The sequence below is a fragment of the Legionella spiritensis genome (genome assembly GCF_900186965.1).
Taxonomy (GTDB): domain Bacteria; phylum Pseudomonadota; class Gammaproteobacteria; order Legionellales; family Legionellaceae; genus Legionella_C; species Legionella_C spiritensis.
In genome coordinates, this window is sequence record NZ_LT906457.1 from 342,501 (window position 1) to 357,127 (window position 14,627).

Sequence of the window (14,627 nt, forward strand, 5' to 3'; positions counted from 1 at the left end):
CGATGTGGGAAGGCCCAGACAGCCAGGAGGTTGGCTTAGAAGCAGCCATCCTTTAAAGAAAGCGTAATAGCTCACTGGTCGAGTCGGCCTGCGCGGAAGATGTAACGGGGCTAAAACCATACACCGAAGCTGCGGATGTGCACTTATGTGCACGTGGTAGGGGAGCGTTCTGTAGGCTGAAGAAGGTGACTTGAGAAGGTTGCTGGAGGTATCAGAAGTGCGAATGCTGACATGAGTAACGATAATGAGGGTGAAAAACCCTCACGCCGGAAGTCCAAGGTTTCCTGCACGACGTTAATCGGAGCAGGGTGAGTCGGCCCCTAAGGCGAGGCTGAAGAGCGTAGTCGATGGGAACCAGGTTAATATTCCTGGACTTTTTATAAGTGGTGATGTGGGGACGAAGAAGGCTAGGTGAGCCGGGCGTTGGTTGTCCCGGTACTTGCATATAGGCGGAGAGACCAGGCAAACCCGGTTTCTTGTTAACGCTGAGGTGCGAAGTGGTTTCGACACTACGGTGTGCGAAGAAGTCATTGATGCCCCGCTTCCAGGAAAAGCTGCTAGCCATAACTTATAGAGAACCGTACCGGAAACCGACACAGGTGGACAGGTAGAGAATACTAAGGCGCTTGAGAGAACTCGGGTGAAGGAACTAGGCAAAATGGTACCGTAACTTCGGGAGAAGGTACGCCCTTGCTGGTTAGTTGTTTTACATAATGAAGCTGGTGAGGGCCGCAGAGACCAGGTGGCTGCGACTGTTTATTAAAAACACAGCACTCTGCAAATTCGTAAGAAGACGTATAGGGTGTGACGCCTGCCCGGTGCCGGAAGGTTAATTGATGGGGTTATCTTCGGAGAAGCTCTTGATCGAAGCCCCGGTAAACGGCGGCCGTAACTATAACGGTCCTAAGGTAGCGAAATTCCTTGTCGGGTAAGTTCCGACCTGCACGAATGGCGTAACGATGGCCACACTGTCTCCACCCGAGACTCAGTGAAATTGAAATCGCTGTGAAGATGCAGTGTACCCGCGGCTAGACGGAAAGACCCCGTGAACCTTTACTACAGTTTTGCACTGGACTTTGATGATAACTGTGTAGGATAGGTGGGAGGCTAAGAAGTATAAACGCTAGTTTGTATGGAGCCGACCTTGAAATACCACCCTGTTATTATTGAGGTTCTAACTTGGTCCGGTAATCCCGGATGAGGACAGTGTATGATGGGTAGTTTGACTGGGGCGGTCTCCTCCCAAAGAGTAACGGAGGAGCACAAAGGTACCCTCGGTACGGTCGGACATCGTACCAAGAGTGTAAAGGCAAAAGGGTGCTTGACTGCGAGACTGACGGGTCGAGCAGGTACGAAAGTAGGTCTTAGTGATCCGGTGGTTCTGAATGGAAGGGCCATCGCTCAACGGATAAAAGGTACTCCGGGGATAACAGGCTGATACCGCCCAAGAGTTCATATCGACGGCGGTGTTTGGCACCTCGATGTCGGCTCATCACATCCTGGGGCTGAAGCAGGTCCCAAGGGTATGGCTGTTCGCCATTTAAAGTGGTACGCGAGCTGGGTTTAGAACGTCGTGAGACAGTTCGGTCCCTATCTGCCGTGGGCGTAGGAAAATTGAGAGGAGCTGCTCCTAGTACGAGAGGACCGGAGTGGACGAACCTCTGGTGTACCGGTTGTGACGCCAGTTGCATTGCCGGGTAGCTAAGTTCGGACGGGATAACCGCTGAAAGCATCTAAGCGGGAAGCCTCCCTCAAGATGAGTTTTCCCATGAAGCCCGTTGAAGACTACGACGTTGATAGGCGAGGTGTGGAAGCGTAGTAATGCGTGAAGCTAACTCGTACTAATTGGCTGATTGTCTTGACCATATAACCTGAATGACTTCGGGTTATTGATACGAAAGATACGAAAAGAAGCAAGAACGATTGTGTTACCGAATATCTCTTTACCAGCCTGTGGTCTGCCCTGAAGAAGAAACAGGGTTACGACTCAGGATAACCGTTTTCCTGGCGATTATAGCCGTGTGGAACCACCTGATTCCATCTCGAACTCAGAAGTGAAACGCACGTACGCCGATGATAGTGTGGGGTCTCCCCATGTGAAAGTAGGTCATCGCCAGGGCTTTATACCAGAAAGCGGACTTTGTGCCGCTTTTTTTATTTCTGCATGCTAAGGTCTGTTGACCATTCATCTACCGCCTGTGTGCCGCGGCTTGTCCACGGCATCCAGTAACATCTAAATCATTGGCAAATTGGCCGTAGGTCGAGCCCCCGGCCCAAGGCCATCTATCTAACCCACAAGAATGTCTGATTTGTTTCTCGAAAATCATTCTTATTTGCGGTAGAATCGCTTGGTTATTTATTGAGAAAAGTGGTAGGGAAATATGCTAGTGCTTGATGTACAGGAGTTTATAGCCGGTTTAACTAAAGATAACCTCACCTTAAGCAATATCGATCGTACCTTATTGTCAGAATTCAAGTCGTTGTTCAGTGCGGAGAGGACTGAGGGAGCGCTCATCAGCGCAGAGGAGCAGCAGACGCTTTTACACCTGTTTAAACGGCGATGGGACGCTATTAAAGACGGTCCGCTGGATTATACATTTCATTCGTCTGAAGCCAATAGGATATGGATTTCGTTAGCAGAAAAATTGGCTGAAAAATTGGAAATTAATTATTTGGAAATATTAATTCCGGTCATAGATAACAAAGTCGATCCCGAAATTTTTTCCCACCTTAGACAATTACCCGATCCCCGCTCCCTGTTATTGGGTGAAGATGATAAAACCTGGCATCGTGTCCAGGGTATTTTTCAGTTATCTCAAAAATCTGAAAAATTGCTGGCGATCTATGATGATGCCAAAAAAATGCAATTGCGCGCGCTGTCAATTAAGGAATTATTTCGATTAAGGGAAAAACAAGGTGAGGAACTGGCATTTAGCCTGAATAATGAAAATTACCGAAATATTTGGGATTTTTTGGTTAAAGATGTGGCTCCTTCCCTGAATAAAAGCAATCAATGCCCGCATCAGTTACTGGTTTGCCTGATGGAACTGTTAGATGGTTTTCAAAAAGAAAAACCCGAGGCCTTGCAAGTTTGTCTTAAAAATATCCATCATGCAATGATGGACTGCTCCCTTACCGAGGTGAATTGCTTTTATGGCATAAAACTGGGTGACGAGGAAAATACTTTCTATTTATTTGAGTTGCTTACTGAATGTTGGCAGGGCTCAGAAAATCTGGCTGATAAATTGCAATTACTTGCGCAATACGTTGCCGGACAAAATCCCGCGCTGATTTCATCCAATGAGCATATCACCCCTGCCTATGAGCACATGAGAGCCGGCCCGTATTTCACAATCAGGGAATTAAGGGATTTGCTGGATCGGTTGCCGGTAAGTTTCGATTTTGAATTACAGATGGATGTTATAAAGTTACGGTCGCTTGCTTGCAGCACAGATAAAATTAACGAAGAAATCATAGAAAAACTCAGGGATATCTTTGCCTGTCGCTGGCGTCTTGTCATTGATACGCCAAGCGATTATACCCGCTTGCAAACTGGTGAGAATAAATCCTGGATAGCGTTGGCACAGCACCTGGCGGGTTCCGGGTATGTTGACAAAAATTATTATCGATTGCTGATGCCAACCGTAACCCATGACGAAGAATTCATTAATAGAGATAGTCTGACTGCTTATCCATTGTCTTCTTTTATCGTCTCGGAAGATCATCAGAAGTTAATTCATTTGCCTCATTGTCATAAATATTATTTAGCGAGAGGAACATTCTATAATTGTAATTCGCATCCTCCCGTGCCATTGACAGTAAAAGAAGCAAAACGCTTGTTAGCTGCGGATTCTGATCTCTACAAGATTTACATTGAGGCCGAAAAAACGCCTGATCCGGCCATCAGTAAAAGCACGGTCGAGGCAGTCAGAACGCTGGTTAACGCAAGTTTGTATCCAATAGGATTATACTACGGCAAAGAGTATAACGATCAGCAAATGGAACAGGCTTTGGACGCCTACACCAATTTTATGGAATTCGTTGGTGAACTGCCTGAATCCGAGTATGAAGCGTTGTATCAACAACGAATTGTGTACCATGCACAACGATACAGTTTTGCAGAAATTATGACGAAAATTCAGAATGGCAAGGACAATGAATGTGTCGCTGTTTATAGCCAGTATTTGGCGAAGCTTGTTCTTGATTATGATCCGAATGCTGAATTTAAATCCGAGATTACCAGGAAATGTGAGATTGATAAGGCCAGGACACAATCCGCCAGAAAAGTGTACCGTGATTGTAACGTGGAACAGGAAGAGGCTATCCGGCGTAGTTTGATTCTTTTCATTTCATTGTTGACCCACCCATTTAAATATTTGCCGGGAACCGGTGAACAAATAGAGGAGTGGGATAATTCCAATCGGGTAACCAGAACCGGCAAGTTAATTTTTGATAATTTGAAAGAGAGTTTAATAGACAATGAGGCACGCAATATTCGCTTTGTGTATTCATTTGTTATCGATAAAATCATAAAACCAGCCCGTAATGAAAGTTGGTTGTTTACCTTTTTTTCAAGATCTACTGATACCGACAAGTGGTTAAAAAGTATTATCAATGACTCACTGTTCAATTCCGATGAGACACCTTGTTTTGAACCGGAGCATTTGGTCATAGTATTGTCGGAACTGGTGGAAAGGGATCCTGATTTTCGTCCTGTACTGGATGATTTTATTGAAGAACTGATCCAGACTATGGCACAGCGAGAAAACCGATACCGAATAATGGTTAGGTGTAATGTCAAATTGATTGAATTGTTCAGGCATTTCGAGAAGCATAATCAATTTGAAAAAAAGGGAATACTGGATGTTTTAAATAAATCAAGGGAACGCACGACATCGACCGAATTAATGTCTAAAACAGTGGCATTTTTGCAGCGAAAATTAACAACCCGGCTTTCATTTAATGATAAAGAACAACGATTGTTTCATTTTGAATGGGATATAGATTATTATAAATCGAAAAGTTACCCGTATCCCATCAGAAATTTATTAGAAACGTTTCAAAACCGCTGTAAATCCATGCTTGATTCTAACCCGGGCTTGCAACGTTCTATCCATACTTATCTCGAACGGTTTGACAGTCTTGTTCAGCCTCGGGAGATGACGTGTGACTTCAGGCCTTAGGTTCTGTGCCCAAAACTTTCCTGACACCAATTTTTTACCAAAGAACCGTAGCCCGTAAGGAGGTCTGTGGCCGTATTGCGGGTTTCATATTGTAATATTGTGCCAGTAGAACAGGCAAGTAAACGGGCGAATGGTATCCGCATTTCGGCCTCGCTTCCATGACAGCCTGCAAAAAAGGATTAATCATCTGCTTTTGCAGCCGTACATAATTTTATTAACAAAACCTGGTCATTGAATAATTACCCGTTTTGGGCAAGGATTTTTAACAAATTGCGATAACGCTGTAAAGACAGGCGGCCTTCGTTGACTTGAGATAAAATAGCACAGCCTGGCGAGTCAAGATGATTGCAGTTTCTGAATTTGCACAGGGACGTTAACGAACGAAACTCACGAAAGCCATAAACGATATCCGCCGCGGACATTTTCCATAAACAGAATTCTCTCACCCCCGGCGAATCGATCAAATCACCGCCATGCGGTAAATGATACAGCCGGGAATTGCTGGTTGTATGGCGTCCCAGTTGCGATCCTTCTGAAATAGCTCCGATCGGAATGTTTGTTTTGAAAGGTAAAATATTCGCTATGATGGAGGATTTGCCAACCCCTGATTGGCCAACGAAAATACTGACCTGTTGTTGGAGATGCTCATCCAGCTGGCCATGCCCCGGCTTTTGTTTACAGCTTAGAAACAGAAGGGGATAACCCAGAGGCTGGTAGATCTCCATTAACTGCTGTTTCAAATCCTCACATGGTAAATCGACCTTGTTGAGAATAATACAAGCCTTAAGTCGTAGATGTTCGGCTATAATCAGATAGCTATCAAGTAAAGACCAGCTTAAATCAGGTTTAACGGCGGTCACTATCATCAGTTGGGTGATATTGGCGGCAACCGGACGATTAATACCACGTTTATCAGGGCGGCTGAGCTCGGATTGACGAGGAAAACGGCTTAAAACCACCCCATGGTTTTCCCCTTCGTTTTGCCAAACGACACGATCGCCTGCAACCAGCGAGTCAATATTCGGTCGAATGGAGCAATGTATTGGTTCACCGGTTGACGTTTCAATGTCCGCATGGCGGCCAAAGCGTGAGAGCACCAACCCCTCTTCATGATCAGTATTGGTGCCGTTCTGGAGTTGCCGATGGTAGTCAGCCTGGATTTTTTGAATCCGGTTGCGTTGTTGCTTGTTAATTCGTCTTTTACTCATGGTTAAAAGATAGTCTATAATGGCTGAGGTTGAATCTGTACAGTATGATGGCAAATTGACAGGAAAGACAGTAGGTTTTGTGAAACAAATTGACAATGAATCTTATCCTATAAAGCGGAATACGCAAATATTCAGATATATCTTCCTGATTTCAGGTGTGAGTCAGGATAAATATCGAGGCGATACACACAAGGTAACGTGATGAAAGTATATCTGGTAGGCGGAGCTGTTCGTGACCGATTGTTAGGCTATCCGGTAAAAGAGCGGGACTGGGTTGTTGTCGGGGCAACGCCCCAACAAATGCGGCAACAAGGTTATCAGCAAGTTGGTCGGGATTTCCCGGTGTTTTTACATCCTGAAACGGGTGAGGAATACGCGCTTGCCCGTACGGAAAGAAAATCTGCGCCCGGATATCACGGCTTTGTCTGCCATTATGATTCGAATGTCACGCTTGAAGAGGATTTGATGCGTAGAGACTTGACCATCAACGCGATGGCTATGGATGAAAATGGCACGTTGATCGACCCTTACCAGGGAGCCAGGGATTTGCGGGACAAACAGTTGCGGCACGTTTCTGACGCTTTTGGCGAAGATCCGGTTCGAGTGCTACGAACCGCTCGTTTCGCCGCTCGTTATCATCATCTGGGCTTTCGTGTGCATCATGAAACCCGGCTTCTCATGTACCTTATGGTCCGGCGTCGGGAATTACATCATCTGGTTGCAGAACGGGTCTGGCAGGAGTGGCAACGTAGTCTGACTGAGAAAAACCCGGAAGTGTTTCTCCAGATATTAAGGGGCTGTGGGGCGCTGGCGGTGGTTTTACCGGAACTCGATGCGTTGTTTGGCGTGCCTAATCCACGTCAACATCATCCTGAAGTAGATAGTGGCGTTCATACGTTAATGGTCTTGCAGGCAGCGGCTGTCTTATCGGATAACCCGCAAATTCGTTTTGCGGCTGTGGTACATGATTTAGGTAAGGCGTTGACGCCACTTGTGCAATGGCCTAAACATCGTGGCCATGAAGAAAGTGGGGTGCCTGTGATAGAATCTCTATGTCACCGTTTGCGAATCCCCGTGGAATATCGCAGATTGGCCGTGTTGGTTTCACGCTATCATTTGCTGGTGCATCGTGTCCTGACCTTGCGTGTAACCACCATGGTCACACTTCTGGAAAAAATCGACGCGTTCCGACGGCCGCAGGGGTTGGAAAATCTGTTAATAGCTTGCGAGGCGGATGCGAAAGGGAGGGGCATACCGGTGAATTATCGGCAAGGAACATTGTGGCGGCAACTGTATGATGTCTGCTCGCAGGTATCTGCTCAAACCGTGATTCAGGAAGGTTATCAGGGAGCCGCCATCAAAAAGGAATTACATCAACGGCGGGTATTAGCCATTCAACCAATAATAGAATCCTGGGAAAACCATGAAAGACAACAATAATTTGATCTGGATAGATTTGGAAATGACAGGTCTTCTTCCAGAGCAGGACAGAATCATAGAAATTGCGACGATCGTTACCGACTCCCGGTTAAATGTGCTGGCAGAAGGGCCTGTGCTGGCCATTCATCAGAGCGAAGCAACCATGGCGGGCATGGATGAGTGGAATACCAGACAACATAACCAGTCTGGCCTGGTCAAGCGGGTACTGGCGTCGGAAATAGATGAGGCCCAGGCTGAGCAAAGGACAATTGCTTTTTTAAAACAGTATCTGGACAAGGGCAAATCGCCTATGTGCGGCAACAGTATCTGTCAGGACAGGCGGTTTTTATACAAATATATGCCTGAGCTTGCGGCCTTTTTCCATTATCGCAATCTGGATGTCAGCACCTTGAAAGAATTGATGAAACGCTGGCGGCCGCAATTATTGAACGGTGTTGTTAAGGAAGCGAAGCATTTGGCTCTGGATGATATTAAGGATTCCATTGCCGAACTGGTTTATTATCGACAACATTTTATAAATTTGGGGGATGAAAGTCATGACCCATCGTGAACAGTTAGTGTTGCCTGACGGTGCTGATAAATTGTTGCTGCATTCCTGCTGCGCGCCTTGTTCCGGCGAAGTGATGGAGGCATTAGTGTTTTCAAACATTGACTTCACCATTTATTTTTATAACCCTAATATCCATCCGGTGCAGGAGTATGAAATCAGAAAAAAGGAAAATATCGAGTTTGCCGACAAGCATAATATCCCGTTTGTGGACGCCGATTATGATAAGGATAACTGGTTTTCCCGAGTGAAGGGGCTGGAGTGGGAACCGGAACGGGGCAAGCGGTGCAGTGTCTGTTTTGACATGCGCTTTGAGCGCACCGCACTGTATGCCCATGAGCATGGTTTTCCCGTCATCAGCAGTTCTCTCGGGATTTCGCGCTGGAAGGATATGAACCAGATTAACGAGTCAGGAATTCGAGCGGCAAGCAGATACCCCCACATCGAATACTGGACTTACAACTGGCGTAAAAACGGCGGCGCGAGCAGAATGTATGATATTGCCAAACGGGAGAATTTTTACAAGCAGGAATATTGCGGCTGTGTCTATTCGCTGCGGGATACCAATCAATGGCGTAAGCAAAATGAGCGTGACCGTATTAAAATCGGAGTGAACTACTATGGTCATGAACAGGAGCCGACGCAGTTAACCCCCAAAGAGAAGGACTAGATATGGGGCATCACCATTCAGAAAACGGCCATCACCATCATCACGCGCCGCAGGAATTTAACCGGGCGTTTATCATAGCCATTGTGGCAAATGGTCTTTTCGTCATTATTCAGGTGATGTACGCTTATTGGGCCAACTCCACCAGTTTGCTGGCGGACGCCATACACAATCTTGGCGATGTGTTAAGCCTGATTCTGGCATGGATTGCCAATCGCCTGTTGAAACGTCTCCCCACGGAGCGATCGACCTATGGCATGAAAAAAACCTCCATTCTGGCCGCACTCGCTAACGGCATATTGCTGGTATTTTCCTGCGGGATTATCGCGACCGAAGCCATGTACAAATTCTTTTCCCCTTCTGAAGTTCAAGCGTTAACCGTGATGATTGTTGCCGGGATTGGCATTGTTGTGAATGGTGCGACAGCCGCTCTTTTTGTGCGGGGCACGGATGACTTGAATATCCGGGGGGCTTATCTGCATTTGTTCTACGATGCCTTGATTTCCGTGGGGGTTGTTATTTCCGCCGGTCTGATGTACTGGACCGATTGGTTATGGATTGATCCGTTAGTTGGTTTGTTGATTGCCTTGATTATTCTGAAAGGAACCTGGGCTTTGTTTACAGACAGCTTCCGGTTGATTATCGATGCCGTGCCGCGCGGTATATCCTGGCAATCCGTTCAGGAAACCCTGCGTTCGGAGCCCGGTGTGGAACAAGTCCATGATCTGCATATCTGGGCAATGAGCACTCAGGAAAACGCGTTGTCGGTTCATTTATGGATGCCGGATGTGGTGTTAAGCGATGAAGCGCGGTTGCGAATAGTCAGAACACTTAAAAAAGAGCACAACATTCATCACTCCACCATCCAGGTTGAAAAAAATCTGACCTATTGTGACGACGCCTGCGGTGCCCGGGAACAGTGTCAATAGATCCTGTAGCCGTCATGAAGGCGAAGCCGAAATGCGGGGAAACGTTCACTTGGGCGCCCACCGGTTCTCATGGGACAATATTGAACCATAAAACCCGCAATACGGCCGCAAGCCTCTCTACGGGCTACCGCTCGTTTGTAAAAAATGGTGCCGGGACATTTTTGTTCACAGGGCCTGGCGCAACATTTGATGTCTTTGTTTCCAGTCGGGCAGGAAGTGCTCCATCCATTGATAAAATCGCCTGTTATGGCCTGATTCCAGAAAATGGATCATTTCATGAACAAGCACATATTCCAGACAGGACAGCGGTTTTTGAATAAGCGTCAGGTTGATCCATATTCTTTTGGCGCGAGGATTGCAGGAACCCCAGCGGGTTTTCATTTTTTTTATACCAATCTGTTGTACGGAAATGCCGATTATTTTTTCCCACGCGGGAACAAGTGTCGTCAGTTGTTGTTGCAACTGGTCGCGATACCAGCGATGCAGTATCTTTTCCTTGTCTAGTTGGCTTGCGCCAGTTTTGATCGATAGCCATAAATGATGGTCTTGCATAATACAGGATGGCCGCCCCGAATCCGTTTCTTTTATTCTCAAGGTATGAATCTGGCCTTGAAACAGGCATGAGGCGCCGTCGGTCAAGGATGGCGATTCGGTTATTTTCCTCTCTTGTATGTGTTTTTGACGAGTCAGGATCCATGTTTTCTTATGGGTGATGAAGCGGCCAATCGCCTGGTTGCTTAGGCCAAGCGGCGCACTAATCCGTACCCGACCATCCGGAGGATAAACACCGAGATGCAGATTTTTAATCGGTTTACGAACCAGTTCGCAGGTAATGCCTGCTATTTCAATCAATGAGCTCACGGTGGTTAAATCTCCTGTGTTTCATCGGCCATTATAGCTTTGCCGCAAAAAAACATCGCCAGGCTCTGTGAAAATTTTGGTTCACAGAGCCTGGCGATGGCGCTTGGGTGCGTAGTGTGGATGTGCCTGCCGTATTTGACAATACAGAAACGACTAACGATGGTCTTGTAATTTCAGGCATCCTATTTTAATAATACAGGATGCTTGTTTCTAAATTTATGGTTGAGGGCTTTTCATGCGGGTTAATTTTCCTATTTCTGAAACAAAAGAACCGCTTCTTTCCATTCTGGAAAGCGCATTAAAAAATCGGGATGCTACGGATCCGGTACTGGATTTGTCGAAAGAGCGCCTCGGTAAACGAGATATCGAGGAATTAGAAACGATGATCCGTCTTTTATCCACCAAACTTGGCTCCGGTTTGAGGGTCGCTAACCTGGCTAATACCGGCCTTCAGTTAAAACCGGCTTCGGAACTGGTGAAAATGGTGGCGGCTTTCGAAGGCACTGAAATTAGCAAGCTTATTTTGTCAAGCAATTTTTTGTGCAAGCTGCCAGCTAACGAATTCAAGGAAGTGCTGATGACAGTGGCAAAAAATTCAAAAATAACCGACATCGATTTATCGTCAAACGGATTGTCTGCTTATGGGATTGAGACACTTAAAAGTATCCTTCCCTTATTAAACCAGCCTCATATCGATAAGGTTTGGCTGGGCGGTAATCGGTTTGATAAGGCGGCAGGGGCTTATGAGATGGCCGACTTGCTTTATGACGCTCTGGGCTCCAGGGCAATGCTGGAAGATACCGATGAATTTAGCCAAACCATGGCCAGACAAATTGCGCAACGCAGCCAGGCGAATGATCAGAAACCCCCCCGGCTCGTGGTAACTGATAAAGCGACGCTCCTCTCGCAAGAAGAAAGTGAGCGACCGGTCAATAGCCTCAAGGCTTTTTAATAAATGACGGGGTAATTGGCGAGATGTGAGTTTGGCAATTTCAGATGGAACTGACCAGTTATAAGGAGAATTACGTTGAACAAATCAGCTCTCATAATCCGAAATGTGTCGTCTATCGTTCCATCTGAAATAGAAGCTGTCCTTGCCCTGTGCAAATTTAATCTGCCGCTGGTTGTTGATGAGGCGGCTCATGTCAGAGTTCAGGAATTGCAAACCAGATTGAATAATAGTGAGCCAATTAACGCTGGTTTGCTGGCGGTTCAGGACGTACGTGATTACTTATACGATTCCGCGCGAAACAATGCCGGGCATCATCTTATTTTGCACCTTGACCATCACAGGGAAGACGCCGAAGCGTATATCCTCGCCAAACTGGCGAATTTGAAAAACAGAGAGCACGTCCAGGTGTTTTATTTGGGTGGCGGTCATGGAGGTGGTCATGACGGGCGTGTCGATGATGAAACCAGCGGTCTTGAAAAGAGTTCCGTGCAAGCTATCGCCGCCAGGATGAGTGCCAGGGAAATGACAGTCGGTGCAATGGTATTCGGTTCCTGTTACAGTGCCGCGTTCAGCAATGATTTCAGACCATTTCTAATCGAGGAAGGCGTGATGTTTGGCGACTCGGTGGAGTGTGGTCATAATGGCTTTGATAATCTGGCGCGATGGCTTGGTGATCCAGAGGACAAACCCTTTTTCAGTGATGAGGAAATAAAGTCCTACCGCATTAAAATCAGTGACATACGGGCCAGATTTAATGAAATAGCCGGAATTGCTCCGGAAATAGACGACCAACATTTGTTGCATGCCTATGCTGATTATACCGGTGAGGAACCGGAGATATTAACCATTGAAAACGTACGGTTAGCCATGGCCAGGAACAAACCTCTCAATGACGCGGTTCTTGCGTGCAAGACGGATCTGTTTGATGGGCAACTCAGGCAATACAGCAACGATATCCTGGCTCTGGGCGCATACCCGTCGACGGCCAGGTTACGGGAAGTGACGATCAAATACCCTCTGATCCGGGATTACGTGGATCATATTATCGCAACCAGTGTTTTTACCGACAATGAAGAGGTGTTTATTGAGGATTTGACGCGTCATATTGGCGAGTATGAGAAAGAAAGGCAACCTGGGGAGGAGGAGATTGTTACGGAAGGTTTGTTTCATTATTTAGCCGATAAATTTCCTGATCCGCACGACAGGAATTACCTCGCAATAGCTAAATACCTTTGTGCCTCGGCCATGTGCGACAGGATTGGGGAATATAAGGATTTTCTCGCTGATGACTTGCAAGTATATCTTGAGGCGTATGATCCTTCCGACAGATATGGGCCGCAAATCAAGGAATTTCCGAACATAGATGAATTGTATCAGGCTGTCGCCGTTGCCATGCAACGGGAGCTTGTGACCAGCAAGGTTATCGGCACGCCGACTGAGACGCAGATGATGGAACTTGATTCCTCAACCGGGAAACCTCCTCATACCTGTCATGACGCATTCGCGCTGGTTAAAAAAGTTATTGACCTGGTTGGTTCACAACCACAAATAACCATGACCATTGAAAGCCAGGTCAGCCATTTTAACCAGGCCAGTGTTATGTCTGAATTTAACGCGCGATTTGCAAATGCCATGGTTGCATCGCAGCATTATGAAGAGGAAGTCTACCTCGGAGACGAACCCCATCCTGACGAGCCGGCAGAACATGATGTTAAGGAGTACTCCGGACAAAATGCTTTGATTGCCCATTTTATTGCTGTGAAAGAACAATTTGGTCTGTTTAAAGAGGGTGTTGATCAAGACGTGGTGCTTGCCATCGAGGAGGATGAGGCGGACGTGCAGCCCTCCTATCTTTGATTGGTAAAACTAACGTCGCAATGGTTTTTTTGAGAGCGTTATTGGAGCATGGTGTTCTGTTGTTGTTCTATATGGTATTATTTGTGCAAAATTGCAGTGTATTTTAAGGATACAGACATTCATGCCAAAGGGATTCCTGACGGCCATTAATCACGGGATTTGTTTTGTTTAAAAAAAATTGGATATGCCTGCTGCTATGTTTATTGTTGTCCGTAAAAACAGGTTTTGCGGAGCAGCGTTCCATTGCCATTACCATCGATGATCTGCCTTTTGTCGGGGAAGACAAAAATTATCATTTAACCAGAATAATCAATACGTTAAAAAGCAATAGCATTCCCGCAACGGGTTTTGTCATAGCCGATCAGGTCAATGATAAAACCAGACCCCTGTTGCAAAAATTTCGCAATGCGGGTCTTTCTCTTGGTAATCATACGTTAACGCATGCCAATCTCGATAAAATGGATACCATGGATTATATCCGGGAAATCAACAAATCAGACAAGATTTTATCGGATGTTATGACCCGCCCTAAATATTTTCGCTATCCTTATCTGGCCATGGGAAAGGGCCGCAAAAAAAATGACGTGCTGAACGTTCTTTTTTCCAAACACTATCAAGTGGCTCCCATTACTATTGACAGTAAGGATTTTGTTTTTAACCAGCTTTTATTATCTGTCCCGCAAAATGAGAGACGTTTTTTTCTTCACTCGTTAAAAGCGGCGTACGTTGATTTTATCTGGGAGCAAACATTAAAAGCGCATAAACCGGAACAAGCGCAAATTTTATTGATTCACGCCAATTTACTGAATGCCTATGTGTTGCCCGATATTATTGAGCTTTACCGCCAGAACGGCTATGAGTTTATCACTCTGACCGAGGCGTTAAAAACGGTTGGCACGCCGAACAAGACGGCGTCGGTTAAGAAGCGAAAACCTCTCCCTGATTCTGAAATAGAAGATTTTATGGAATGGGATTGACAACAG

General features: G+C 46.1%; 10 protein-coding genes and 2 rRNA genes (1 of these 12 only partly in view). 10 read left to right on the forward strand and 2 right to left on the reverse strand.

Going from position 1 to position 14,627, the window contains the following annotated elements; all coding sequences use genetic code 11:
- The 3 genes from CKW05_RS01585 to CKW05_RS01595 all read left to right on the forward strand — a co-directional run.
- Positions 1-1,866 (forward strand): 23S ribosomal RNA (locus tag CKW05_RS01585) (it extends 1,027 nt beyond the left edge of the window).
- A 137-nt stretch (positions 1,867-2,003) separates the two neighbouring features.
- Positions 2,004-2,119, forward strand: a 5S ribosomal RNA gene (rrf, locus tag CKW05_RS01590).
- A 268-nt stretch (positions 2,120-2,387) separates the two neighbouring features.
- The gene (locus CKW05_RS01595) at positions 2,388-5,183 is read left to right on the forward strand and encodes a hypothetical protein (protein WP_058482696.1); all 2,796 of its coding nucleotides are present in this window, start codon (positions 2,388-2,390) and stop codon (positions 5,181-5,183) included.
- Positions 5,184-5,422: 239 nt separating this feature from the next.
- Here the strand turns inward: CKW05_RS01595 and rsgA are convergent, their stop codons facing one another.
- Positions 5,423-6,391, reverse strand: a complete 969-nt coding sequence (rsgA, locus tag CKW05_RS01600) for a small ribosomal subunit biogenesis GTPase RsgA (RefSeq protein ID WP_058482695.1) — start codon at positions 6,389-6,391, stop codon at positions 5,423-5,425.
- Positions 6,392-6,592: 201 nt separating this feature from the next.
- Here rsgA and CKW05_RS01610 point away from each other — a divergent pair, with 201 nt between their 5' ends.
- From CKW05_RS01610 to CKW05_RS01625, 4 genes are read left to right on the forward strand one after another with little or no spacing between them, the layout of a single operon-like run.
- Positions 6,593-7,831 (forward strand): multifunctional CCA addition/repair protein, encoded by a 1,239-nt coding sequence (locus CKW05_RS01610; RefSeq protein WP_058482693.1) that lies wholly within the window; start codon positions 6,593-6,595, stop codon positions 7,829-7,831.
- Positions 7,815-8,381, forward strand: a complete 567-nt coding sequence (gene orn / locus CKW05_RS01615; protein ID WP_058482692.1) for an oligoribonuclease — start codon at positions 7,815-7,817, stop codon at positions 8,379-8,381. The genes CKW05_RS01610 and orn overlap by 17 nt, the downstream gene beginning before the upstream one ends.
- Entirely contained in the window at positions 8,368-9,048 is a 681-nt protein-coding gene (locus tag CKW05_RS01620; RefSeq protein ID WP_058482691.1) for an epoxyqueuosine reductase QueH, read from the forward strand. Before orn ends, CKW05_RS01620 begins: the two co-directional genes overlap by 14 nt.
- Before the next feature lie 2 nt (positions 9,049-9,050).
- Complete coding sequence (locus tag CKW05_RS01625; RefSeq protein ID WP_058482690.1) at positions 9,051-9,974, forward strand: cation diffusion facilitator family transporter; 924 nt, start codon at positions 9,051-9,053, stop codon at positions 9,972-9,974.
- Positions 9,975-10,139: 165 nt separating this feature from the next.
- Here CKW05_RS01625 and CKW05_RS01630 read toward each other — a convergent pair whose 3' ends face one another.
- Entirely contained in the window at positions 10,140-10,835 is a 696-nt protein-coding gene (locus CKW05_RS01630) for a M48 family metallopeptidase (RefSeq protein ID WP_058482689.1), read from the reverse strand.
- A 235-nt stretch (positions 10,836-11,070) separates the two neighbouring features.
- Here CKW05_RS01630 and CKW05_RS01635 point away from each other — a divergent pair, with 235 nt between their 5' ends.
- The 3 genes from CKW05_RS01635 to CKW05_RS01645 all read left to right on the forward strand — a co-directional run bounded on the left by CKW05_RS01635 (position 11,071) and on the right by CKW05_RS01645 (position 14,621).
- Positions 11,071-11,787 (forward strand): leucine-rich repeat domain-containing protein, encoded by a 717-nt coding sequence (locus CKW05_RS01635; RefSeq protein ID WP_058482688.1) that lies wholly within the window; start codon positions 11,071-11,073, stop codon positions 11,785-11,787.
- Positions 11,788-11,862: 75 nt separating this feature from the next.
- The gene (locus CKW05_RS01640; protein ID WP_058482687.1) at positions 11,863-13,644 is read left to right on the forward strand and encodes a hypothetical protein; all 1,782 of its coding nucleotides are present in this window, start codon (positions 11,863-11,865) and stop codon (positions 13,642-13,644) included.
- A 164-nt stretch (positions 13,645-13,808) separates the two neighbouring features.
- Positions 13,809-14,621, forward strand: coding sequence for a polysaccharide deacetylase family protein (locus tag CKW05_RS01645; protein ID WP_082642725.1), 813 nt, complete (start codon positions 13,809-13,811; stop codon positions 14,619-14,621).
- Positions 14,622-14,627: the final 6 nt, after the last annotated feature.

Coding starts and splice junctions, on each gene's coding strand:
- rsgA (WP_058482695.1), bottom strand. CDS start 6,391: ATGAGTAAAAGACGAATTAACAAGCAACAACGCAACCGGATTCAAAAA.
- CKW05_RS01610 (WP_058482693.1), top strand. CDS start 6,593: ATGAAAGTATATCTGGTAGGCGGAGCTGTTCGTGACCGATTGTTAGGC.
- orn (WP_058482692.1), top strand. CDS start 7,815: ATGAAAGACAACAATAATTTGATCTGGATAGATTTGGAAATGACAGGT.
- CKW05_RS01620 (WP_058482691.1), top strand. CDS start 8,368: ATGACCCATCGTGAACAGTTAGTGTTGCCTGACGGTGCTGATAAATTG.
- CKW05_RS01625 (WP_058482690.1), top strand. CDS start 9,051: ATGGGGCATCACCATTCAGAAAACGGCCATCACCATCATCACGCGCCG.
- CKW05_RS01635 (WP_058482688.1), top strand. CDS start 11,071: ATGCGGGTTAATTTTCCTATTTCTGAAACAAAAGAACCGCTTCTTTCC.